At 53.8% G+C, this 23,333-nt stretch carries 26 protein-coding genes and 1 riboswitch; of the genes, 8 read left to right on the top strand and 18 right to left on the bottom strand.

Annotated features, from left to right (window positions below; genetic code table 11):
- Window positions 1-29: 29 nt before the first annotated feature.
- The 8 genes from IT893_RS09220 to IT893_RS09255 form a co-directional block, all read right to left on the bottom strand.
- A complete protein-coding gene (locus IT893_RS09220) occupies window positions 30-467 on the bottom strand; it encodes a MerR family DNA-binding transcriptional regulator (RefSeq protein WP_063089670.1) in 438 nt (145 codons plus the stop codon).
- Between the two features lie 120 nt (window positions 468-587).
- Entirely contained in the window at window positions 588-2,081 is a 1,494-nt protein-coding gene (locus IT893_RS09225; protein ID WP_197147532.1) for a hypothetical protein, read from the bottom strand.
- Between the two features lie 183 nt (window positions 2,082-2,264).
- The gene (locus IT893_RS09230) at window positions 2,265-3,680 is read right to left on the bottom strand and encodes an MFS transporter (protein ID WP_197147533.1); all 1,416 of its coding nucleotides are present in this window, start codon (window positions 3,678-3,680) and stop codon (window positions 2,265-2,267) included.
- Window positions 3,681-3,716: 36 nt separating this feature from the next.
- Window positions 3,717-4,424: an energy-coupling factor ABC transporter ATP-binding protein gene (locus IT893_RS09235; RefSeq protein WP_197147534.1), complete on the bottom strand. Its 708-nt coding sequence runs from the start codon at window positions 4,422-4,424 to the stop codon at window positions 3,717-3,719.
- The gene (gene cbiQ, locus IT893_RS09240; RefSeq protein ID WP_252724125.1) at window positions 4,408-5,205 is read right to left on the bottom strand and encodes a cobalt ECF transporter T component CbiQ; all 798 of its coding nucleotides are present in this window, start codon (window positions 5,203-5,205) and stop codon (window positions 4,408-4,410) included. Before cbiQ ends, IT893_RS09235 begins: the two co-directional genes overlap by 17 nt.
- Window positions 5,202-5,798, bottom strand: coding sequence for a cobalt ABC transporter permease (locus IT893_RS09245; RefSeq protein ID WP_252724126.1), 597 nt, complete (start codon window positions 5,796-5,798; stop codon window positions 5,202-5,204). The genes cbiQ and IT893_RS09245 overlap by 4 nt, the downstream gene beginning before the upstream one ends.
- Complete coding sequence (gene cbiM / locus IT893_RS09250) at window positions 5,791-6,468, bottom strand: cobalt transporter CbiM (RefSeq protein ID WP_197147535.1); 678 nt, start codon at window positions 6,466-6,468, stop codon at window positions 5,791-5,793. The genes IT893_RS09245 and cbiM overlap by 8 nt, the downstream gene beginning before the upstream one ends.
- A 16-nt stretch (window positions 6,469-6,484) precedes the next feature.
- Complete coding sequence (locus tag IT893_RS09255; RefSeq protein WP_197147536.1) at window positions 6,485-7,282, bottom strand: DUF4198 domain-containing protein; 798 nt, start codon at window positions 7,280-7,282, stop codon at window positions 6,485-6,487.
- A gap of 169 nt (window positions 7,283-7,451) precedes the next feature.
- A riboswitch (cobalamin riboswitch) is annotated at window positions 7,452-7,649 on the bottom strand.
- Window positions 7,650-7,799: 150 nt separating this feature from the next.
- Between IT893_RS09255 and IT893_RS09260 the strand changes: the two genes are divergently transcribed.
- Window positions 7,800-8,342, top strand: a complete 543-nt coding sequence (locus IT893_RS09260) for a DUF924 family protein (protein WP_252724127.1) — start codon at window positions 7,800-7,802, stop codon at window positions 8,340-8,342.
- A gap of 59 nt (window positions 8,343-8,401) precedes the next feature.
- On the opposite strand, the gene IT893_RS09265 is transcribed toward IT893_RS09260, so the two are convergent.
- On the bottom strand, window positions 8,402-9,466 hold the full coding sequence (locus tag IT893_RS09265; RefSeq protein WP_197147538.1) for a glycosyl transferase family protein: 1,065 nt from the start codon (window positions 9,464-9,466) through the stop codon (window positions 8,402-8,404).
- 24 nt (window positions 9,467-9,490) lie between these two features.
- Window positions 9,491-10,267, bottom strand: a complete 777-nt coding sequence (yaaA, locus tag IT893_RS09270; protein WP_197147539.1) for a peroxide stress protein YaaA — start codon at window positions 10,265-10,267, stop codon at window positions 9,491-9,493.
- 194 nt (window positions 10,268-10,461) lie between these two features.
- On the opposite strand from yaaA, the gene IT893_RS09275 reads away from it, so the two are divergent.
- Window positions 10,462-10,782: a peptidylprolyl isomerase gene (locus IT893_RS09275; protein ID WP_063089685.1), complete on the top strand. Its 321-nt coding sequence runs from the start codon at window positions 10,462-10,464 to the stop codon at window positions 10,780-10,782.
- A gap of 76 nt (window positions 10,783-10,858) precedes the next feature.
- Here IT893_RS09275 and IT893_RS09280 read toward each other — a convergent pair whose 3' ends face one another.
- From IT893_RS09280 to IT893_RS09290, 3 genes are all read right to left on the bottom strand, one after another.
- Entirely contained in the window at window positions 10,859-11,209 is a 351-nt protein-coding gene (locus tag IT893_RS09280) for a DUF1491 family protein (RefSeq protein ID WP_197147540.1), read from the bottom strand.
- The gene (locus IT893_RS09285; RefSeq protein ID WP_197147541.1) at window positions 11,210-12,004 is read right to left on the bottom strand and encodes a peptidoglycan DD-metalloendopeptidase family protein; all 795 of its coding nucleotides are present in this window, start codon (window positions 12,002-12,004) and stop codon (window positions 11,210-11,212) included. It lies immediately after the preceding gene.
- An 85-nt stretch (window positions 12,005-12,089) separates the two neighbouring features.
- Window positions 12,090-12,575, bottom strand: a complete 486-nt coding sequence (locus IT893_RS09290) for a hypothetical protein (RefSeq protein ID WP_008890721.1) — start codon at window positions 12,573-12,575, stop codon at window positions 12,090-12,092.
- Between the two features lie 172 nt (window positions 12,576-12,747).
- On the opposite strand from IT893_RS09290, the gene IT893_RS09295 reads away from it, so the two are divergent.
- Window positions 12,748-13,437, top strand: a complete 690-nt coding sequence (locus tag IT893_RS09295) for a DUF599 domain-containing protein (protein ID WP_008890722.1) — start codon at window positions 12,748-12,750, stop codon at window positions 13,435-13,437.
- A 62-nt stretch (window positions 13,438-13,499) separates the two neighbouring features.
- Here IT893_RS09295 and IT893_RS09300 read toward each other — a convergent pair whose 3' ends face one another.
- Window positions 13,500-14,687 carry an MFS transporter gene (locus IT893_RS09300; protein WP_197147542.1) on the bottom strand — a complete coding sequence of 396 codons (1,188 nt, stop codon included), beginning with the start codon at window positions 14,685-14,687 and terminating at the stop codon, window positions 13,500-13,502.
- A gap of 354 nt (window positions 14,688-15,041) precedes the next feature.
- On the opposite strand from IT893_RS09300, the gene thrS reads away from it, so the two are divergent.
- Window positions 15,042-16,979, top strand: coding sequence for a threonine--tRNA ligase (gene thrS, locus IT893_RS09305; protein WP_197147543.1), 1,938 nt, complete (start codon window positions 15,042-15,044; stop codon window positions 16,977-16,979).
- Window positions 16,980-17,053: 74 nt separating this feature from the next.
- On the opposite strand, the gene IT893_RS09310 is transcribed toward thrS, so the two are convergent.
- Window positions 17,054-17,779 (bottom strand): DUF4126 domain-containing protein, encoded by a 726-nt coding sequence (locus tag IT893_RS09310; protein ID WP_120224788.1) that lies wholly within the window; start codon window positions 17,777-17,779, stop codon window positions 17,054-17,056.
- A 133-nt stretch (window positions 17,780-17,912) separates the two neighbouring features.
- Here IT893_RS09310 and IT893_RS09315 point away from each other — a divergent pair, with 133 nt between their 5' ends.
- The 3 genes from IT893_RS09315 to IT893_RS09325 all read left to right on the top strand — a co-directional run bounded on the left by IT893_RS09315 (window position 17,913) and on the right by IT893_RS09325 (window position 20,432).
- Window positions 17,913-18,380, top strand: coding sequence for a lipopolysaccharide assembly protein LapB (locus tag IT893_RS09315; protein ID WP_063089694.1), 468 nt, complete (start codon window positions 17,913-17,915; stop codon window positions 18,378-18,380).
- Between the two features lie 109 nt (window positions 18,381-18,489).
- Complete coding sequence (locus IT893_RS09320; RefSeq protein WP_197147544.1) at window positions 18,490-18,873, top strand: hypothetical protein; 384 nt, start codon at window positions 18,490-18,492, stop codon at window positions 18,871-18,873.
- 170 nt (window positions 18,874-19,043) lie between these two features.
- Window positions 19,044-20,432 carry an SPOR domain-containing protein gene (locus tag IT893_RS09325; RefSeq protein ID WP_197147545.1) on the top strand — a complete coding sequence of 463 codons (1,389 nt, stop codon included), beginning with the start codon at window positions 19,044-19,046 and terminating at the stop codon, window positions 20,430-20,432.
- Here the strand turns inward: IT893_RS09325 and IT893_RS20300 are convergent.
- Complete coding sequence (locus IT893_RS20300) at window positions 20,422-20,778, bottom strand: PGPGW domain-containing protein (RefSeq protein ID WP_197147546.1); 357 nt, start codon at window positions 20,776-20,778, stop codon at window positions 20,422-20,424. The two genes, IT893_RS09325 and IT893_RS20300, sit on opposite strands and share 11 nt — an antisense overlap.
- A 145-nt stretch (window positions 20,779-20,923) precedes the next feature.
- Between IT893_RS20300 and msrA the strand changes: the two genes are divergently transcribed.
- Entirely contained in the window at window positions 20,924-21,568 is a 645-nt protein-coding gene (gene msrA / locus IT893_RS09335; protein ID WP_197147547.1) for a peptide-methionine (S)-S-oxide reductase MsrA, read from the top strand.
- Window positions 21,569-21,620: 52 nt separating this feature from the next.
- Here the strand turns inward: msrA and IT893_RS09340 are convergent, their stop codons facing one another.
- Together IT893_RS09340 and IT893_RS09345 are read right to left on the bottom strand one after the other, a co-directional pair.
- A complete protein-coding gene (locus tag IT893_RS09340) occupies window positions 21,621-22,382 on the bottom strand; it encodes an IclR family transcriptional regulator (protein WP_008890731.1) in 762 nt (253 codons plus the stop codon).
- Window positions 22,383-22,452: 70 nt separating this feature from the next.
- On the bottom strand, window positions 22,453-23,265 hold the full coding sequence (locus tag IT893_RS09345) for a hypothetical protein (protein ID WP_197147548.1): 813 nt from the start codon (window positions 23,263-23,265) through the stop codon (window positions 22,453-22,455).
- Between the last annotated feature and the right edge of the window lie 68 nt (window positions 23,266-23,333).

The following is a 23,333-nucleotide window of genomic DNA, read 5'->3' on the forward strand; positions in this document are numbered from 1 at the left end:
TTTCGTTTCAGGCATAATCTTCAATAAATTCAGGCGGTTTCTGCGACAAGCTTGGCCTTGATATCGGCAACGGCCTTTTCCGGGTCGATGCCCTTTTCACGAAGCGAATCAATTGCTTCATTCTCAATCGTGCGCAGTTCCTGCAAGGTTGTCTGCACGTCTTCAAGCTGCTGTTCAAGCTCTTCGATCCGGCGACGTCCAACCAGCATCAGATGCGCAAGCTGTTCCGTCCGACTGCGGTCTGCGTCATAGAGATCGATATATTCCTTGATATCCTCAAGCGAGAAACCAAGTCGCTTGCCACGCAGCACCAGCATCAGCCGCGCCCGATCGCGATAATTATAGACGCGCGTCGCACCGGCACGCTGCGGTGCAAGCAGGTTCTTGGTTTCGTAAAACCGGATCGCACGCGGCGTTATGTCGAATTCTTCGGCCAGCTCGGTAATGCTATAAAGCTTATCGTTCATGTTTTTTCTTGTTTGTTGAATGCGGTGCGTCACCATCGCAACATTCCGACATCCCAGTCAACTGATTTACGCATACGTAAGGCCATAACATCGGGTGCCGGGCGTTACGAAGACGTCCTGTCATTCATTGTAAACAGGCAAACTTCGAACGTAATCAAGATCGACAGGAACATAGTCCGGTCCCTCGAAGATCTCCCCATCTGTCAATGCACCTGGCCAGAATGCACGGTGAGACAACCATGTCCCGCCATCTGGCATCGGGATGCTAAGTGTGTCGCAATACCCTTCGCGGTGTTGCGCGCGAAGATCAAAACGCCCGGACAGCCCATCTTCGAACAATGGCCCATCGGAAACGCGCGGATCACGCAAAACGCCGTCATAGGGATCAAACACCTCCGGATATGTCCGATGGTTGGCAAGATCGCCTTCAAACGAAACAGGCAATGGACCATCCGCCGACAGCGAAAGTTTGTCGGCCGGACCAAAGAATGTCTGATCAAATGGCATCAGGTCTTCGGGGAGTTTTGCCGGATCGGCATGTTCAATCGCATTGCGGGCATTGATCAGACCGCGCGTCGTACCCTTCTTGATGTATTTCTGGCGCAGGAAAAAGCTGTTGTGCAGGCAGGCGGAAACATAATCCGGCTGGGCCACTGATCCGCCCTTGCCCAGTTTGAAAACAGCACCGCCGTTATTCTCGTCCCCTTCTGGGCCCGGGCGGCTGTCAAACCAGCAGATATTGCCGAAATAATACCAGAACCCGCCACGCACACCGTCCTGCGAAAACAGCTTGTGGCAGTTATAAAACCGGTTGCGGCCGATCCACCAGCCAACGGCGGTTGCTTCGGGCTCTATCGGGTTGTCGCGGATATATCTGAACCGGTTGTCAAAGATCCTGACATCGCGGTTAAAGCTGCCCACGGGTGCATCCAGATTATGTTGGGATACATCCATCCGAACGCCGTTATAGCAATCACAGATATCGTTTCGGATGATTTCGACATCCCCGCTAATATCATCAGCCCCAAAGAACGCCCCGTTCAGGTAGCGATACTCGACCTCGATAACATTGCCGTCTTCGTCCTTGCCGTCATGAATTTCATCCCAGCGAATCTGACGCCAGATATCGGGGTTTTGGACCCAATGGCAATCCGTGATCGAGATGCCGCGGGTTTGCTCGCCGTTGGCATAAAAGGCATAGGTGCCGTCGGTGATATCAAGGTCGCGAAACGCCAGATGCTGACTGTTTTCGATATAAACCGCACTTGGCCAAGCCCGCTTGATGGTAAAAAGCTCAAGCCGGATATGCGCGACATCAATCAACTGGAAAACGGCATAACCGTCCCGTCCCGGATTGCTTGCCGAAACGGAAGAATCAGGAAGCTTTGCCGCGTCGATTATCGCATCGGGTTCGCCGCGCACAATGATCGGTTGATCAGCCGTTCCACTGCGCGGGAAACGCAAGGGCTCATCAAAGCAATAATCCCCCGCGATCATCCGGATCATTTGTCCGGGCCGGCTTTGCGCAATCGCCTGATCAAGGGTCAATGTCGGGCGGATTTTGGCATCAATCCAATGTTCTTGCCCGTCTGCTGATACATACACAACTTCCATAACCCGCCCTCCCTGTTTGGATTGCAAAACCATAACGCAAAACAACCAGAGGCCAAGTATGTTGTTTCAGTCGTGCTTTGGAGGCAACCGAATTCATATCCTCATACTTTTTGAAATGTCACCACGTACCGTGCAAAACGCAAAACTGAGTTTTCCTCACATTCCGGTTTTAGCGCGTGTTACCTAGACGCGATCGCCGCTTTCCATCGGCCATCTTGTATGATGGCTGTCGATCACAAAACGATGTTTATGGGTTACAGGCGGGTGGAAGTGCCGATGCCGGTGCTTGTCTGTCTCGGCCGCATCTTCATGAATATGGACGTGATGCGGGTCATTATGGTCGTGCGGATGTTCGTGCCACAACCCCGGATGACTGTGTTTGATTTCAAGCCTGTCTTCCTTCGGCCAGAGCATGACAGCAACAATCACAGAGCCGATTGCCATGCCCCCGGATGCCAGAAAAGCCGCTGACAAATCCGCCAAACTTCCAAGCCAGCCAACGATGCCATAAGCAAACAGCCACCCGCCATGCGATAACGCGAAGTTGGCAGCAAAGAACGCAGAACGATCCCCGTCCCCGGCAGACCGTTGCACAAGCCGACCGCTGGGGGTTTGGGCAAATGTTGTCCCAGCACCGGCAATCAGCCACAGAATTGCAAAGGCGATGACCGACGCCAAATCTGAAATCATCAAGACACCGCCAAGCAACATCGCGACCGCCGCAGCGACAATACCCGCCAACATCAGATGGCGTTCACCAACACGTTTAATCAATCGCGGGATCAGGAATGCCGCACTCATTGATCCGGCGCCGGCACAGGCCAAAAAGCTTGTCGTCAGCAACTCTGTCCCGCCAAGAATGCCGCGCGTCAGAACCACGGTATTGACGATGATCATTGCCCCAACCGATGACACGGCGACATATACAGCCAGAAGCCCGCGCAAACGCGGCGTCTTGAGATAAGCCACAATGCCAAACACCGTATTGGCATAAATGCCACCAGTCCGATCCGTCGGTGCGGCCTGCGGGATCTGTGCTGTCATGATTAGCAAAGCCGAAATCGCAAAGGTCAGGCTATTGGCCAAAAACAGACTGTCAAACGACCAAACAACCAAAAGGGCCGCGGCCAAGGCCGGGCTCACCAGGTTTTCAAGGTCATAGGCCAATCGCGCGTAAGAAAGCCCCTTGGTATATGCCTTTTCATCCGGGAGAATTTCCGGGATGATCGCCTGAAACACAGGGGTAAAGGCGGCCGAGGCCGCGTTTACAACAAACACCAGAACGAAAATCTGCCAGACCTGATCAACAAAGGGCAGACAAAGCACGATCCCGGCGCGCAACACATCCAACCCGACCAGCCACATCCGACGCGGCAACAGATGGGCCACGCCCCCAGCCACCGGCGCGATCACGAGATAGGCCACCATTTTCAAAACAAGGATGGAGCCAAGCACCCGACCAGCGTCGTCACCGGCAAGATCATAAGCCAACAGCGATAGCGCCACCGTCGTCAGCCCGGTCCCGATCAGGGACGTAATCTGGGCGGAAAACAGATAGCGAAAGGCCGGTTGGGAAAACGGGGATAGGTTTGATGTCATCACCGCCCTTTCATTCTCGTCCGAGGCACAGGACCCTCAGGATGCGGCCTCGGCCTGGTTGGCACGTTCGCTGGCCATACATTTCTTGTCTGGCAGTTGAAGCACTTTTCCCGTGCGCAATTCAATGATCCGCGTTGCAAGTTTCCGTCTGAAATGCGGATCGTGCGAGACAAGGATCATGGCTTGTGGCAGCCCCAGAAGGATTTCTTCAAGCCGTCGCAGGTTTTCTTCATCAAGCGCGTTTGTCGGCTCATCAAGCAGCAAAACATCGGGCTTCATTGCAAGGACAGCAGCAACAGAAACCAACCGTTTCTCACCGCCAGAAAGCTCATGGGTAATGCGTTCACGCAGGTGTTTAAGATGCAGTTGATCCAGGACCTCATCCACGATCGCAAGTGCTTCGTCCCGGCTGGCACCCAAGTTTAGCGGACCAAAGGCAATATCCTCGATCACGGTTGGGCAAAACAGCTGGTCATCGGGATCCTGCACGATAAAACCAACCCGGCAGCGTAAATCGTGAAATTCGGCATCGGTAACCCGCGGGGTGCCAAAGGCACGAATTTCACCTGCATGCGGCTTAATCAGGCCGACAAGAATACGCAAAAGCGTGCTTTTACCAGCCCCATTCGGCCCTGCAAGGAACAGTCGTTCACCCGGATCAAGCGTCAGACTGACACGATCAAGCACATTCTGCCCTGCCCGATAACCATAGGAAATATCATTCAATTCAATAAGCGACGACATACATGCGATCCATCAGGACAAGGGCAATAATCAGGGCAAGAAAGAAAACGGCAAATGCACCGTCCCGACGCTTGAATGCCAGATCATCAATCATCGGGAAATGCCCACTAAACCCGCGGCATTTCATAGCTTCAAGCACACGTTCGGCCCGTTCAAGCGACCGTACGACCAACATGCCAAACAAATAGCCAAAAGACCGGTAGGTATGGGCATTGTTGCGGGCCTTAAACCCGCGAAGTTTCATCGCCATGCGAAGACGATGATATTCGTCATGAAGCACCGAAATATAGCGCACCGTAAACATCATCAGATGCACCAGAACCGGCGGACATTTCAGACGATATAGCGTGTGACCAAGTGTCACCGGCGTCATACCCGAAAGCAGGCTGAGCATCATAAGCACAACCGCATTGGCCCGTATGCCGACAAGAATGGCATGCATCAGGCCTTCCTTGCTGGCCTCTGCCCCAAGGACCGAAAACATCGGTGTTCCGGGGGTCGTAAACGGCAACATTACCAGCATGACGATAATGAACCCGTCCATCGCCGCCATGCGTTTCAGGGTTACGCGCAGCGGCAGGTCCGTCAGGCTCATGGTAATGGCAGCAAATATCAAGGCACCGAGTGCAAACTCGATCTGATGCAGAGCCACCACGACGATTGCAAAAACACAGGCCGCGCCCCCCCTTACCCTGGGATCGAACGTCCCGACGAATGACGGTGATTGTCCGCCATGTGCCTGAACGCTCAGGGGTTGATCATGTCCGAAAAGGTGGCTCATGCGTTGGGTGCTTTTGCTCTTAGCCGTCGCGCAGCGATGTAATAAATGATCCCGAAGGCACCGAATATATAGCCAATGCCGCCCAGAATCGATTGAAGATCATTCTTTTCCTTGTAGGCGGTGAGCTCGCGCCTGAGCGGACGCAATTCGTCACGCACGATGGTCGCAATGATTTCTGCCTGTTCGTGAGTAATTGCAGGCTCAGCCTTTGACCCTGCCCCCGATGCTGTCGGCGCCTTTGACGATACTGTTTGCGCAGCCTCATCAGCACCCGCTAGGTCCGCTATGGAAAAGATTGCCTCGGCGACGTGCCCTGCCCCGAGATCGGCACGAAAACGCAGATCAACTTGTTGGCTTGGCGTGTAGACAAAGAAACCATCACCATCAGTGGTAACTTCATCAATCTTGTTGCCATCAAGATCAAAGATCTCAACAAGCGTGTTTTCGGCCATGACACCGTTGGAGAAACCGATTTCACCTTCGACGTTTGAACCGCTTGGAAACAGGGATGCGATAACCTTGTGCGCCTGTGCAGGTGTGGTGCCGACCACAAGCATGCCAAGCGCAAAGACCAGCATGAGTGATCTAGCCATTGGATGCCTCGCCCGCCTGCTTTGCACGCAAGGATGCTGCTGGCTGCATCTCGAAACCCGATGTCTGATCGGCGGGTTGCAGCAAGGCCGGTTTGACCTTGGCGATCAGATATACCGATGCCGCTGAAACCAGCCCTTCGACCACCATGATCGGAATGTGGGCAAAGAAGACCAGCTTGGCCGCCGGGACAAACGCATCACCGCTGAGCGCAAGCGAAATCGCGACAAACACCGTTGTCAGCCCGATGGAAAATGCACCGGCACATCCACCAAGCACGGCGGCTGCGACCGGGTTGCTGCGCGACACCATTCCCCGGAACAAAAGCCCCGCCAGCACAGCCGGAAAGGCGATATTGACCGTATTGACGCCAAGAACCGTCAAACCGCCAAAGCCAAAGAAAACCGCCTGAAGCAAGAGACCGACAAAAAGTGCCGGAAACGCGGTCCAGCCAAGCACGAGCCCGGCAAGACCGCTCATGATCAGATGCACACTGGATGGTCCCACCGGCACATGAATAAGCGAGGCAACAAAGAATGTTGCCGACAAAACCCCGGTAGCAGGAATTTTATCGATTGGCAGTTTACGCAGTCCAAGGCCAAGCCCGGCAACTGCAAGAATACCCCCGCCAATCAAGACTTCCGGTGCCAGCGCACCATCAACAATATGCATCTGTTTTGTCCCTCGCCTATTTCACATCATAGGCGCGAACCCACAGGACTGCATCCTGTGAAAGTTCCTTGCCCTGAAATTCTTTTTCAGGGCCGCTGCCAAGTGCTGCAAATCCCCAAAAGCCTGCCTTGGGGACACCAAAAGTGAAATACCCGTTTTCATCGGAAATGGCCACAACCGCACCGCCGGGCATTGGCGATGCCGTTGGGCTTTTGGGGGTATTGCTGGCCATATCGGGTTCTGCTGCCATGTATTCGATTTCGACTTCAACACCGGCGACAGGTTGGCCTTCGCTTAGCACACGGCCGGTAAAGGTCGAACCGGCAATGATGTTGGTTGGTCGATTAAGCGGCAGGATTTCGGTTTTAAGACCTTGCGGTTCCATCCAGTCGGTCGGAATTTCATTGCGGTTCACATAGGACTTCGTGATCTGCTGGATGAAGATATCTTCGCTTTCTTCGAAATACGGTGCCGGGACCACCACCATGACGTAATCACCGCTGCGGCGCAGTGTTAAAGTTGCGTCAAAGGCCGCTGCCGAGTTGGCAATTCCGGTGAAAGTAATCGGCGAAAGCGTTGATTTCAGATCAATTTTCTCACCGCGATTAACCGCATAAAATTCAAACGGCTCGGCCATATCCATGACATGGCCGTTTTCAAACGGGTGCCAGAAAATCAGCTTTACCGGCTGATCCCCGGCCTTGGTCACGTTTACGTTCGGCGTATAGGCCAATTGAAAATGCGCATGCGCCGGCATGGTCGCCGACAGCACGCAGGCGCTTGCAATCGCAAGCCTGCCAAGGGTCTTAAACATATAATCGTCTCTTTCTCAAACGATGCACGCAGGCCAACGGCCCAACGCACAGGGTCAGGACAAAGAACGATAGGATGGCTGGAAGCAAGATTGCGGATCTTCAAAAGACCGTTTGTACCCCTGCAACCTGACGCTCACCCCGGCGTCCAACAGTTTCATACCGGGCAATCAGCACCCGGCAGTCAAAGGCAGGTCTCCTGGCTCACGGTTTGAAAAGCAATGCGCCTTCCCGGTTTGCACCAGTGGCATATGCAATGCTCTGACCGCTTACAGTTGCGGGGGCAGCCGTGGCTTTGTCATGCATGACGCACCACGTTCCCTTTTAAGTTGGTCCAATCGGATCAACACCAAAGACAATGTCATAATCCACGCCGGACGGATTGCTGTCAACTCCCTGCCCCATGGTCCATGACAATCTTTTTGCGGATGGCTTGACGCGCCTTAAACCGGGCGCGAAGATCACCCGCAATTTTGCCGACGGGCCGCAAAAGCCTGCAATCAGATGGGTGGAAACATTATGAAACCTGAAACGGTTCTTGTTTTCTGGTTCAAGGAACTCGAAGAAAAACAGTGGTTTATCAAGGATGAAGCCCTCGATCGCCATATCGCGGAACGCTTTGCCGATTTTCATGCCGCCGCCACGGCCGGAGAGCTTTTTAACTGGCGCAAAACCGCCCATGGACGACTTGCCGAGATCATCGTTCTTGATCAGTTTTCACGCAATATGTACCGCGATCAGCCACAGTCCTTTGCATCAGATCCAATGGCATTGGTGCTGGCACAGGAAGCTGTTTCCTTGAGGCTGGATCGCAAACTGGTCACACCGCAGGAACAGGCATTTCTGTATATGCCCTACATGCACTCAGAATCCGAAATCATTCATGAAGTGGCGGTTGACCTGTTTTCACAGCCCGGCCTTGAGCACAATTCCGAGTTCGAGCTGAAACACAAGAAGATCATTGACCGGTTTGGCCGCTATCCACACCGCAATGAAATACTGGGTCGTCCATCAACGGCAGAGGAAGTGGCGTTTCTCAAAGAACCCGGATCATCGTTCTGAGCATTAAAAAAGGGACGGTTTCCCGTCCCTTTTATTCGATCTCACTTGATCACGGAACATCAGCCGACATCACGGTCGCGATTATCCCACCAGCCCTGCACAAGGCTTTCTGCCTCATCCATGTAATCCGCCTTGCCGGCAAGGAAGGCTGCCATGGCAGCACTGCCCTTGATCTTGGCTTCGGCAGGAATATCTTCTACCTCGCCACGCCAGACAGCCAGGAAGTGCTTTAGCGACACAGGGCTTTGTTCTTCGCCGTCTTTCTCGGTTTTCGACAGCAATGCGGGCCAGCGAACATCATTCAGCTCACCATTATCAAGCATGCGCAGATCGACATGCTTATAGGGTGTTCTTTCGGCTTCGCCGCCACCGCCCTTGATCACACCGATGCGTGGAAGTTCCAAGAGCTTGCCGGTTTCACGATGGACATCAAGAAACGCCGGATGAAACACACCAAGGAAGGCTGCACGCGCATGCAACGGATTAAGCAAACGCAGTAACGTATTGACCGGACTGCGCAACCCAAGAATCGGACGCAATCCAATCAGCTCCTGCAGTTTGGGATGCATGTGACGCAGCGGCAGATATGCAAAGCCCTTCGATGCGATATCAGAACGCGCTTCTTCTGCAGACATGGCAATCGGAAGCTTAAGCGCCTTGATGGCAACTTCTGTGCTGATCCCGTTGACCAGATGCGAGTTATAGCCATGCATCAGCACCGGAACATTATTCTGTGACAGCAAAAGCGCCGACAGCACGAACCAAGGCAGACCACGGGTCCGACCGGCCGCATAGGATGGCCAATCCAGCGCAGGACGCATAAGCGCGTCATCTTTGCTGTCTTCATCCGGTTCAAGGCGCGCGGCCTTGCGCACAGCTTCGATCATGCCAGCCAGTTCTTCGGGCGTTTCAGCACGGTAGCGCAGCATCAAAAGGAATGCGCCAAGCTGGATCGGTTCGACCTCGTCGCGCAGGATCATCGAGAACGCATCAAATGCCTCCTCGCGGGTCAGACTGCGCGAACGGCCCGGCCCACGGAAAAACGTGCGCAGATAGCCAGAAAACGGATGCGCCTCTGGTAAGACATTCTCATCCTCGAGCTGTTCAAGATGCTCGTCGGTCATATGGTTTCACCGGAATAGTTGGTGTTACTGATCGTGAATACGCGTGAAGACCCACTCTGTCTCGGTCGAGAGGTCATCCTGATAGCGATAGCCATCAACATTAAACTTCTTGAGCTCTTGCGGGTCTTCGAGCCGATTGTCAATCATATAGCGTGCCATCATGCCACGCGCACGCTTTGCCGAGAAGCCGACAACCTTGGCCGTACCGCCCTTCACTTCCTTGAACACAGGCGTAATTACCGGGCCATCAAGGACCTTGGTCTTGATCGATTTGAAATACTCGTTCGAGGCGAGATTGATCAGGCTACGGTCCTTGTGACCTTTGGTAATCTCGTTGATTTCTTTTGAAAGCTTATCATCCCAGAACGCGTAAAGGTCCTTGCCCCGCGGGTTCGAAAGGCGCGTTCCCATTTCAAGACGGTATGGCTGCATCAAATCACGCGGCTTCAGAAGGCCATAAAGGCCCGAAAGCATCCGAAAATGGTCCTCTGCCCAGTCGATGTCTTCGGCCTTCATGGTATCGGCATCAAGGCCGACATAGGTATCACCGCGGAATGCAAAGATCGCCGGTTTGGCGTTGGTGCTATTAAACGGACGCGAAAAATGCTGAAAACGCTGATAGTTCAGATCGGCAAGGTTTTCGCTGATGCCCATGAGCTTCATCAAATCGCTGCGGCTTTTTTTGCGCGCGACATCAACAAGTTGTTCGGTGTCGTCCAAAAATGCGGGTTGAGAAACAGACATTTCCGGGACGTCTGTTTCGAAATCCAGCTTCTTGGCCGGGGACACAACAGCAAGCATCAATCTGCCTCTTCTCTTTCATCTCGGTTCGATTTGTCGTAACAAGCCACAAGGCATGGGCAATGTCTAGGGTCCAACCCTATGTACAGGAGTATACGGCTGTACATGGATTTGGACCCTTAGCGTTATCCATAAACTTCTAATCTTGCAGAAAATCCGTCGGTTGCAAGTTTTGACGGATGAAAGGACCCATTATGAGTGAACAAGTTCGCGCGTCGCACATTCTTCTGATGTATGCCGGTTCGGCACGTTCGACCGCCACCCGCACCAAAGACGAAGCCCTGACCGAAATCAACGCGCTGAAAGATCAGATCGCAAACGGTTCTGATTTCGCGGAACTGGCAAAAGCCAATTCCGATTGCCCGTCCGGCCAGCAGGGCGGCGACCTTGGCTTCTTTGGCCGTGGCATGATGGTTCCGGAATTCGATGCTGCTGCGTTCAGCATGGAAGTTGGTTCGACGTCTGACGTGGTTGAGACCGATTTCGGTTACCACCTGCTGCAGCGCACCGCATAAGCAATCGCTTCCGCGTGATGCAAAACGTAAAGGCTGGCATTTGATTGCCAGCCTTTTTCTTTTTCAGACGCGCCTGTCAGAAATCGACAACCGGGGCATCAAGTTCGTATTGCCCCTTGTGATCTTCGATTTCCAGCACCCAGACATCCGGATCATAGCCAATTTGTTTGCGCCAATATTCATCGCAGGCAAACTCAGTTTCGCGGTCCCCATCCGGGCCACCGGCCACCAGCATCCAGCCCAGCTCCCCATCAAGTGTCGTCACACGTGAATAGACAAAGCACCCTGCATCAAACCGGTTGAGCTTCACAAGCACGGCGCCTGCATCTTCGTTGCCCTTATGGACAACCATCGCCGTAATCAGGTTCGACTGGCAAATCGCGATCTGCGCGCGCATCCACAACCCGGCTTTCAGACGCGGTTGCATCTATACCCCTTCCCGTGACGCGGTCACGTTTTCGGGCATTTGCAGGATCAGGTTCGGGTTGGGGCAGATACTTTCCCAGATATCCCATTCAGACGGTTTGGCAGCGCCAAAGAAGTCCCCTTCGCGCCCCAGCATGTCAAAGATGATCTGGAAATGCAGATGCGGGATCCAGTCGCCATTGATCGGGAAATCGCCAAACCGACACAGAATGTCACCGGCGTTGATTTCCTTGCCCTTGTAAAGCCCTTCCAGGGATTCGCGGCTGAGATGACCATAGAGCGTATAGAACCTGATACCCTCGGACGGTTCATGCTGCAAGATAATGGTCGGCCCATAATCCAGATGCAGGTTGTTATCGGCAAAGCTATGCACAACACCGTCCAATGGCGCAAATACCGGGGTATATGCCGGTGCGAACAGATCAATACCAAGGTGCTGACTGCGGGCCTCGCCATCGTTTTTGAACTGTTCGGACTGATAACAGATGCGGTCTTCGCGATAACGCCCAATGCCAACCGGGGCATTGGCATCGGCCAGTTGCTGCCACATGATTTCGGTCTGGCGCGCCGGATCGCTCTCGCCACCAATCACCACATCGCCGTTTGAAGAAAAGTCGTAAACGATCTTCGCGCATGTTTTGAGGTCGCATTCCATGACCGAGTGAAAAACATCTCGGTTCTCATCGATCCACGCACGCAGGTTTGCGGCTTCTGGCATCGGCTCCTCGCCATTTGCAAAGCGGTCCTGATAGGATTGAAGACGTTGGGCAACAGCAGTCGATCGCAAGGCGGTCACGGTGGTGGCTCCGAAACAGAAAAAGGCAGGGAACGATGCCCTGCCTTTAGCTACATTAATTTTTGCCCGAACGGCAAGCCTTGGCTTACCAGTTGGTCACTTCATATTCGCAGGACACATCATCATCATCGGTGTCGGTCAGTGCAACCGTCAGGCGGCGCATCTGCGGATTGAAGCGTTTGATGAAGTTCAACAGCAGCAGGGCTTCTTCGGAAAGCTCGCCGGCGTCTTCGTCATCTTCATCAATTTCGCAAAGCTCGACCAGTTCCAGGAACAGGGCACCAAGGGCGCGTTTGACGTCTTCGCCACCCTTAAGGCCGCCGGTAAGCTCACCAAGGGGTGAAAGATCGATTTCGAGTTTGCGCAGGTTTTTGCTCATCTGGTCGATGGCATCTTCATCAAGCACCATTTCGGCCGCGATCATGTGCGTGCCGACTTCGTTGATGTTCATGAAACCAATGAACTCGAACAGGTCGTCCTTGGTGCGACCGTCTTCCAGCAGCTTTTCGGTATGGGCTTCGAATTCTTCGAAGTCGATGTCGTCGCCGAGATCGTTTTCAAGATCGCTCATGTCGCTCTCCAATCAAAATTTGCGCTGCTGATACTCTGGATTGCGGGAAAACTCAACCCGGACTGGTGACATGACCATCTGCTATGCATCCATCACATTGCGTGGCAAACAATATTGCGAACGATAGCGCATTATCACTAGGATTAGAATAAATCTGATGGAACGGCTTTGAATGGAACCCGTTATGCCCACCTTCACGCTTCTTGATGTTGTCGCAATTTGTTGGGCGTTTGCCTGGTGGGTTGGTTATACGATTTTTGCCGATGCCAGTTCGCGACGCCGCAACTCCATCTCCGCCCATATGGCACGCAATCGCCATCGCTGGATGGAACAGATGCTCAAACGCGACATCCGGATGGTTGATACATCAATCGCCAGCAACCTGATTACCGGCATCAGTTTCTTTTCCTCGACGACCATTCTGGTCCTGATCGGTCTGATGGCGCTCCTTGGTTATACCGACAAGGCGATTGAAACTGTTTCTGCCCTGCCCTTTGCCGCTGTCACCACGCCAGCTGTGTGGGAGTGCAAGGTGGTGTTGCTGATCGTGATCTTTATTTATGCCTTCTTCAAATTCACGTGGGCGTTTCGGTTATCCAACTATTGCTCCATCCTGATCGGTGCCGCCCCGGAAGCCGACGCGCCAGATGCGGCCCGCGCGGCTGCACGTGCATCACGCATGAGCATGATGTCGGCCCACAACTTCAACCGCGGAATTCGCGCCTATTTCTTTGCGCTGTCGGCATTGGGGTGGTTCTATCATCCGCTTGCCTTCATTGTTTGTGCGACCTGGGTGACGCTGGTTCTCTATAATCGGGAATTCCGATCGCACGCGCTCGATATCCTGAGCGGTCATCACTGATCGTCACCGCAACGAAAAAGGGCCGCACATGCGGCCCTTTTTTATCTATCACAGTCCTGTCTTCAGGCTGCTTGTGCCTTACGTCGGATCGCGAAGGTCGCAACGATCAGCAACACCAGACCAACCGGCAAAGCGGCACTGTAAAGCAGCGTGCCCCATCCGGACCCGGCATAGATCGTGCCTGCCGACAGTGATGCAATCGCAACGGTGCCGAACACGCAAAATTCGTTGATCGCCTGTACCCGTGCCTGTTCGGACGGACGGTAGTTTTCGGTCAGGAACGTCGTCGCACCGACAAACATGAAGTTCCAGCCAACGCCGAGAAGTACCAACGACACCCAGAAATTGCCGATCAAGTCCTGTCCGGCAAGACCAACCGCAAGACAGGCAAAGTTCAGGATTGCACCGGCCTGAATGACCTTGAGCGCACCAAATCGCTTAATCAGGTTACCGGTAAAGAAACCGGGCGCATACATGCCGGCCACATGCCACTGAATGATAAAGGCGGCATCACCGAACGCGTAATCGCAATCAAGGATCGCAAGCGGTGTCGCCGTCATCACAAAGCTCATGACCGCATAGCCAAGCGCGCCTGCAATGATCGCAACAATAACGGCGGGTTGACCCATCACGGTCGATAGCGGGCGTGCCGGTTCAGCATGCTTTTGCCCGCGCATATCGGGCAAGCGCAGCTGACCAATGGCAATCACCAACAGGAACTGCAAGCCGATCAGGGCAACGAAGGTGCCAAGAAACGGGATCGTCTCAAACCAGTCCCGCGCAAAGCTTGCCAGGTTCGGCCCGATAAAGGCCGAGGCAAGCCCGCCCAGCATGGTGTAGGAAATCGCACGTGCACGAAATTCCACCGGCGCGGCTTCTGCGGCGGCGAAACGGTATTGCATGGCGATGGCATTGCCAGCACCAATGCAGGCACATGCCACACAAAGCAGCCAGAAATTGGCGTAGTAGACAGCGCCCATACCCGACACTGCCCCCATCATGGCAATGGTCGCCCCCATCCAGAACCCGAATTTTCGGCCCATCTTGGCCATGACAACCGCCGACGGGGCCGTCATCGCCATCATGGCAATCATCATGAAGGCAACTGGCAGGGTTGAAAGGGATTTGTCACTGGCCAGCGAAAAGCCGATCACAGCGGCGACCGTGAAAATCAACGACATCGCGCTGGCAGACAACGCGACGCACAGACTCAAAATCATGATGTTCCGGCGAACTTCCGGGCTCGACATTTGGGGCTCCCTTCGATGGCGTTGGTGGCGCCGTAATAATGTGTTGAACAAAACCTGCCTTTGGCAAAGGCTTGCGTCTTGCTCTACAAGTTTGTCCTGTTATATTAAGTCTTCACCTTACGGGATAGTATCAATGCACGGCTTTGCCGACAAAAAGTTGAATACCGCCAAAAACACTGCACGCCTGATTGGCGTTGCGGCGGTTCGTGCTGTCCCGAAAGTCGCTTTTTTCAAAGAGCGAACTTGACCTCATCCTGAAATTCCTTTTCTTGTGCATTTACCCCGCGTAAACATGCGGGTCCTATATGTGCATTCCTGAATTATGCCCGCAGATAAAGCAGAGTTGAGCCAACCATGATTGCCCTGACCCTTCCCGATGGTGCCGTGCGCGAATTTGACGGCCCGGTATCGGGTTTCGATGTCGCCAAAAGCATCAGTTCTTCGCTGGCAAAGAAGTCCTTTGCCATCATCGTCAACGGTGAAGTGCGCGATCTCGCGCGCGAGATTGACACTGACGCGACTATCGAAATCGTGACCAAGGGCCATGCGGAAGTTCTGCCGCTGATCCGTCACGATTGTGCGCATGTCATGGCCGAAGCCGTCCAGGAACTTTATCCCGATACGCAGGTCACGATTGGCCCGTCGATCGAGAACGGTTTCTATTATGATTTCGCCCGCGAAACGCCGTTTACGCCCGACGATCTGGTCAAGATCGAAAAGCAGATGCACAAGATCATCGAACGCAACGAGCCGATCGTGCGTGAGGTCTGGGACCGTGACGAGGCGATCAAGTTCTTCCTTGATAAGGGCGAAAAATACAAAGCCGAGATCATCCGCGACCTTCCGGACACCGAAACCATTACCTGCTATCGCCAGGGCGATTTCATCGACCTGTGCCGTGGTCCGCATGCACCGTCGACCGGCAAGATTGGCAAGGCCTTCAAATTGATGAAGGTTGCCGGCGCCTATTGGCGTGGCAATTCGGATAACGAAATGCTGCAGCGTATCTATGGCACCTGCTGGGAAAGCAAGGAAGACCTGGATGCCTATCTGCACATGCTTGAAGAAGCAGAAAAGCGCGATCACCGTCGCCTTGGCCGTGAAATGGACCTCTTCCACATGCAGGAAGAGGCCCAGGGCTCTGTCTTCTGGCATGACAAGGGTCTGAAGCTTTATCGCAAGGTCGAAACCTATATCCGTGATCGTCTCGATGCCGCCGGGTATCAGGAAGTGCGTACGCCGCAGCTTGTTGATCGCGTGCTTTGGGAAAAATCCGGTCACTGGGAAAAGTTCCGCGAGAACATGTTCACCACGACCCCGGATGAAGACGATCCCGAGAAGGTGCTGGCGCTTAAGCCGATGAACTGCCCGTGTCACGTGCAGATTTTCCGTCTTGGCAGCAAGTCCTATCGTGACCTGCCGCTGCGTATGGCGGAATTTGGCTGCTGTCACCGCAATGAGCCGTCTGGCGGTCTGCATGGCATCATGCGTGTCCGTCAGTTCATTCAAGACGATGCGCACATCTTCTGCACCGAAGACCAGATTGTCTCCGAAACCAAGATTTTCTGTGACCTTCTGAAATCGGTCTACAAGGATTTCGGCTTTACCGACATTCTTGTGAAGTTCTCCGACCGTCCGGAAGTGCGTGCCGGTTCTGACGAGATTTGGGACAAGGCCGAAGCAGCCCTTCGCGAAGCGGCGGAAGAAGCGGGTCTGGCACTTGAAGTCAATCCGGGTGAAGGTGCTTTCTATGGGCCGAAGCTTGAGTTCGTGCTTCGGGATGCCATCGGTCGTGACTGGCAGTGCGGTACGCTTCAGGCTGACTTCGTTCTGCCGGAACGTCTTGATGCATCCTACATGGGTGAAGACGGTGAAAAACACCGCCCGGTCATGCTGCACCGCGCGATCCTTGGATCGCTTGAACGATTCATCGGTATTCTGATCGAAAACTATGCCGGTCGTTTGCCGCTGTGGCTGTCACCTGTTCATGCAGTTGTCTGCACCATTACCAATGATGCAGACGACTATGCCCATGAAGTCAAGGCAGCACTTGAAGCCAAGGGCCTGAATGTTGAACTCGATACCCGTAACGAGAAGATCAACTACAAGGTCCGCGAACACAGCCATGCCAAGACCCCGATGATCCTTGCGCTTGGCAAACGCGAAGCCGAAGAAAAAACTGCTTCGGTCCGTCGCATTGGGTTCAAGCACCAGAAGACTTTTGGCATTGATGAACTTGGTGATGCAATGGCGGCCGAAATCCGCGACCGCGTGATTGAAGCCGACTTCTGATCGACGTCAGAAACACAACCAATAAAGCCCGCAAGTCAGATACTTGCGGGCTTTTCTTTTGGCTCAAGGTGACCTTATTCAGGCGGAAGTTTGGGTTTGTCCGATGGTGGCAAAGCTGATCCGCCTGCCCCGGACAGATTGAGCTTTGGCAGCCCCGTACCGGTGCTTGCCTGTTGCGCACGCGTTTGGGCGTAGGCCACGGACGGATGGCGCGCATTGCCAAACACCTGTCCAATGAACCGCCAGATCTTTGGCACCAGCCAGACCAGAAGCAGAACAAACAGGGCAAACAGCACAAAGAAAACCACCGGATGGAAAGCGACCGTGTACAGCGCGCCAAATACGGCGACATCCTCGGCGACTGAGGCGATGCTGTTGCTAAACGGTTCAGGCGATGTATTGATTGCCGCGCGGCTGCCAGCCTTTGTAAAGTGGCTCCCGGCCGCGACCGTCCCGCCAACCAGCAATGCAATCGCAGTTTGAAGGCCATCGCCCATGCCGGTATCAAGGCCGCTCATGGCGCCTGCGGCAAGAAGTGCGCCGGCGGGAATCCTGATGAAGGTATGAATGGCATCCCAGACACTATCAACGATCGGAATTTTGTCGGCCACAAATTCGATCAGATAAAGGAACATGGCGAGTGCCAGCACCCACCAGCTTCCCAGAACCTGAAGCTCCGGCGGCAAATCAAGCAGCCCGAAATTATTCAGAAGACCAAGAATAACCACCGTGCCATAGAGGTTCACACCACTGGCCCAGGCCCCGCCCATTCCCAACGCAAGAGTTTCAATTACCCCCACAGATTCCGCCCTTTCAAAGCCATAATTCTCACCAACAAGTGAACAGGAAAAACGTTCAGTTGTGATAAATCACACTTTCAGCGCGTCCCGACACACGTATTAATGCCAAACCAGATCACAGAAAGGTACGACGATGGACCGTAACGGTGAAACCCCAAAAATGATCAAGGCATGTGCTGTTATGATGATGCTTGCCACCCCGCTTCTGGCAGGCAACGCTTTTGCAATGGGCAGTTCGGATAGCTGGAGCTCGGAAGGCACCGACCTTTCCGCTGTTACGGAGCTTGTTGATACCGGCATGTACGACATGGCGATCGACAAGATTGAAACCATGCTCGAAGAAGATCCGGAAAATGCCGATCTTTACAATTACCTTGCCTACAGCCAGCGCAAGATGGGTGACTTTGACAGTGCCGCGCAAAACTATGAACGCGCCCTGATGATTGACCCTGAACATGTCGGCGCTCTTGAGTATCAGGGCGAACTTTTCCTTCAGACAGGGAAACCTGAAATGGCTCAGGAAAATCTTGCGCGACTGGAACAGCTTTGTGGCATGGACTGCGAAGAGTACAAAACGCTGGCCAGCAGCATTACGAACTGATCTCTCCCGTTTGACCGCCAAGAGAGCCTATTCTTTAGGATAGGTTCTTATTTTTGCGCGAACACGCCATATGTCTGTCAAAGTTGTACACGAAAAAACAGGAATAAAGATGACCGACGCGGCACTTAGCAAAAGTTATACTGTGGTTTGCCTGCGCAAGACCGGAAACCTGATGGAGCTCGAGCCGGTATCAGACTACAGTTCGGCCCTGAAGACTGCCAAGGATGCGATTAGCAGCAAAGGCAACTCTGAAGTACGGATCGTTGAAAACAAGTACGACCAAGATACCCGCAAGGAAAAGAGGCAGGTCATCAAGATTTTGACATCCGAGAACTCGGGCGGTGCAACGGGTGCCTCCGGCAGATCTTCTCAAAGCCGTGGCATGACGCGTGAAACCGCAAACAAGGCCACAAAAGGCATCATAAACATCGTCATCGCCGTAACGGTGCTGATCCTGCTTATCGGGATCATGGTTCCATTGGCCATGCGGTAATTATATCTGTCTGCGGTGCCACCCTTCCGAAGGCTATGCCGCTTGTCTTCGGATTTGCTATCTCCCTGATTTCCAAAGACAGCTGATCATCATCGTTGCGTTAGCAGGAGTTGTTTTTGCTGGCGATGAAAGATATAACTTTCTGTAATACAGAGATGATCAGGTGAAGCGTGAAAATCAGGTTTGCGACAACAAACACTCCCCTTCGACGCAACTGGGGAAGAATAACTGCCGCAGCTATCCTGCCGCTCCTGACTGCTTGCAGCACTTCTGATTTTTCCGGTCTTTGGTTCGGTTCATCCACTGCCTCGCAAGAACTAAGTTCTCCATCGAACGAACAATTGCCTGCAGCGGAAAAAACAAGCTTTAACCGGGCCGCCTGTGGTTTGTTTTTCGGCCACACGGCTTCCACCGGCACCGGTATGGAGAACGATGGCTCCACCCCATCCGAACCGATTTCACTTGATCGAAGCCCTGAGGATAACTTCCTTCAGGCGATTTCATATGACATGGACGGCAACTATGAAAGTGCGCGCAAACTTTATGTTTGGCTGACCGCGACGCCGCCCGACGCCAAGATCGATCTTGATTGCGGCCAAGGTGTGCGGCTTTCAGGCAGCATCAACAGCCTCGCGCAACGACGGCTCGTCACGCTTGATGCGTCATCTCCGGAATTTGCGCGATCCAAAGAAATAGATGCAGTTGTCGAGTCCGCCACCGTTGCGCCAGGTCCAGAATTGCCCAATCCGCCGCAGGTCGAACGCGATCGCCGGTTTTATGAAACCGGTGGCGTCGTAGAGGCAGAACCCGAAGCCCCCACCAGTCCCGTCGTTCGGATGGAGATGGAAGTTAGTGAAAACACGGCGCGACTGACGCGTGTTGACCGGCAGACCGCAGCACCCAACACGACGCCAGAAGCGACGCCTGTCCCCGCAGCTGAGTTAACCAATGGGCCGGCGGCCAGTGGAGCCGAAATGGCAGTTTCTAAACTTGCCCCGGTTGCAGCCCCTGAGCCGATTCCCAGTCAGTCAGTGCAAACCGCGGCACCGGTTCCCGTTATTGCTGCGCCGACGATTGCCGGCGACGCAGCCTCAACCGAACATAAGGGTGCAATGGTCACCTCAAACGCGCGGCCGACTGAACAGGGCGAACTTGATATTGTTGACCCTAAACCCGAAGCACCCATGATCGAACTTCCGATCACCTCGACAGAGCCGGTGGCAACACAAAACGTGATGGCGCCATCAACGGGAAACTCGGCACCAGCAGAAACTACGATCAGCCAAACCGCGCAAAGTAATGGCCCCTACTACGCCGTTCAACTTGCAGCGTACCGTTCGCGCGGACGTGCGGAAGATGCATGGACGAAGTTCCAAAGCACATCGCATGGCATGCTGGCGGCCGCAGACCATGAAGTCGTCAGCATTGCGATTGAAGGCAAAGGTTTGTTCTTCCGCCTGCTGACTGGAATGTATGCTTCCTCTGGCGAGGCAACGCAGGCTTGCAACAGCTTGAAATCTGCCGGGTTGGATTGCCTGGTTCGACGCGTTAGTCCTTAAACCTCTGTCGGGCGGATGACGCCATCTTCTCAGACCGCATCAAGCCATCCGGGCGGGTTTTCCGACCGTGTCTTCGAACGAACCCCGGCATCTTTCCCAAAAAATACTCAATCTTGGCGTTGTGCCGGTAATACCGCCAACGCAGATGCTGGATAAATCGCCGCGTCCGTTTCGATCCCGCTGCCAGCAATGGAATACCAAGCGCAATAAACACCATGCCAAAAAATGGTGGCGGCAATGGCAGGAACAAAAGCCCGACCAGCAAACTGAACGCCCCCAACAGCATCAAAGCTGTCGATTTCAAGTGCTTGAACCTGTGCAAAGCCATTCCATCATGCAGTTCCATGGACTTTCGGTGCGGATTATCCGCGTGATCGCGGGTGCGGCCAAAAGAATGTTCAAAGACATTTGATCAAGACGGGAATTGCTATTGTCCTCTTCTGGAGTACATTGCAGGCATGAACGCAAATTCTTCTTCGGGAAATTAAGACATGTTCTCCGTGCTGAAATCAGACAAACCCAAAATGCCGACCGCTGACACCGCGCTTCCAGGGCGCGACGAAACATTGCCGGTTGCCGATGCCAATATCGTCACAGGCCATCCGATGAAGGGCCCCTTCCCGGATCATCTGGAAATTGCCGTCTTTGGCATGGGATGTTTCTGGGGGGCGGAACGCCTGTTCTGGAAGGCAGAAGGCGTTTACAGCACTGCTGTTGGCTATGCTGGTGGCTTCACCAAGAACCCGACCTATCGTGAAGTTTGCAGTGGCATGACAGGCCATGCCGAAGTGGTGTTGGTCGTCTTTGATCCTGCTATGACGTCCTATTTAGCGCTTTTGAAGCTGTTTTGGGAAAACCACGACCCGACTCAGGGGATGCGTCAGGGCAATGACATCGGCACCCAGTACAGGTCTGTCATCTACACCTTTACGCCTGAACAACAGCAAGCGGCTGTTCAGTCACGTCAGGACTACAACGCTGCACTGAAAGAAGCAGGTCAAGCCGACGTGACAACCGAAGTCACCGAGGCACCGGAATTCTTTTATGCCGAGGACTTTCATCAGCAATACCTTCACAAGAATCCTGATGGCTATTGCGGGCTTGGCGGCACCGGCGTTTCCTGCCCGGGTATGTAAACAGCAATACGACGTAACAGGATCGCTTTGGTCCGTGGAAGAACGCCGGTCTTTAGACCGGCTTTCCTCCATATTCACGGCTCAGGTCGGCGCAGACACGGCGTATTTTAAGCCCCAATTGCTCGATATGGTCGTTGGGAATACGGGCCGCGGGCCCCGAAAGTGATAATGCTGCAATTGGCAAACCCGTTTCATCACGGACAACGCCCGCCACACAACGCAGACCAACCGCGTGCTCTTCATCATCAAGGGCATAGCCACGCTGACGGCAACGCTCCAGATCCTTTTCAAGAGCTTCCTGGGTTATCAGGGTTCGTTCGGTAATTTTGGGCAACCCGTGCTTTGCTACGACCGAATGCAGTTCTTCTTCAGGCAAAAAGGCAAGCAAGGCCTTGCCAACGCCCGAGCAGTGCATCAAGGCCCGACGACCGGGTGTGACGAGCGCACGCATCATTTTGCGGCATTCGACCTGCGACAGGAAAATGACCTCGCCACCATCTGCGACAGCAAGATTGACCGTTTCACCGCTGTCTTCCATGAGTGCGCGCATATAGGGCCGCGCAATCTGGCTGAGGTTACGATTCTTGGTAAATGAATTGCCAACGCTGAAAGCCTGAACCCCGACGAACCACAGGGTGCGCTCCCCCTCAAACGATACATATCGTTCGTGCTGCATGGTGGTCAGCAACCTGTGCGCTGTCGAGGGTGGTAATTTCACCTGATGTGAAATTTCGGTCAGGGTCATCCCGTCTTCGCTTTCGGCAAGCGCGTTGAGGATACTTAACGCCCGTACCAGTGACTGGACTTGCTGCATTCAGCGACTACTCCCTGTGTGCGGTCGATTTGACCGACCATCATTGTCGTGTTCTCTGAATGTTAGGAGATCATTGCTCTGCTTGCACGGACTTTTGGCGGACCCAGACGAAAGTGGTGTACCCGACCAGATAGACCGTGGCTGCCCCAAAGGCACACAGCGTGCCCAAGCCAAGACCAAGAACAGGGTAACCAAGGGTCACGGCAAGGATATAAACCCATAATGCCCCCATTCCCCTTGGAAAGTTTCGAATAACCGTATGCACCGGTTCTGCCCCATAGGTGAAATGAAGGATCAGCATCATGGGATAGAGTGTTACGGGGAAACCTGACAATAATCCTGCCCAGCGTGGACCAATCCACGCCGCCATGCCACTGATGACCAGAACGATGATTGCCGCCAGTGAAGCGCGAAGCAAAACAACCCGCTTGGTCAGGCGAACCCGATTGAGAATACGGACATTCTCGATCTTGCGGAAAAGGATGAGTGCGACAACGATCGCAACCAGCAAAATCACCGCCGCCTGCGTCAAGCTCATCGGTGCGAGCTGAAACAGCCATGAGACCGACAGATAAGTGACAAACGCCCCGAGCGAGCTGAGCAGAATCTGTGGAAAGACAGGCAGGCGAACGCATTGGCGCGACACAATGAAATAGGCATAGAGGAAGGTTAAGGTCGCAATCAGGCCGGGCAAAGCGTACACCGCGCTTTCACTTGCGAAGGCAACACCCTGCTCGATTGCAATGAAATACAAAAGGATGGCTGTTCCCAGCGGGTAACCTGACAGCACGCCGGCGACACGTGGCCCTGCCCGTTCTGCAAGCATCGAAAGCCCCAGCACCGTTCCGATAGACACGGCAATTTTGGCAAGGATCAGTTCCAACAGCTTTCATCCTTCAAGGCAGACACGATGACACTTTATCAATAAAGTGACAGCATCGTTATCTCTTT

This window comes from Thalassospira sp. A40-3, assembly GCF_015871485.1.
GTDB classification, from domain to species: domain Bacteria; phylum Pseudomonadota; class Alphaproteobacteria; order Rhodospirillales; family Thalassospiraceae; genus Thalassospira; species Thalassospira tepidiphila.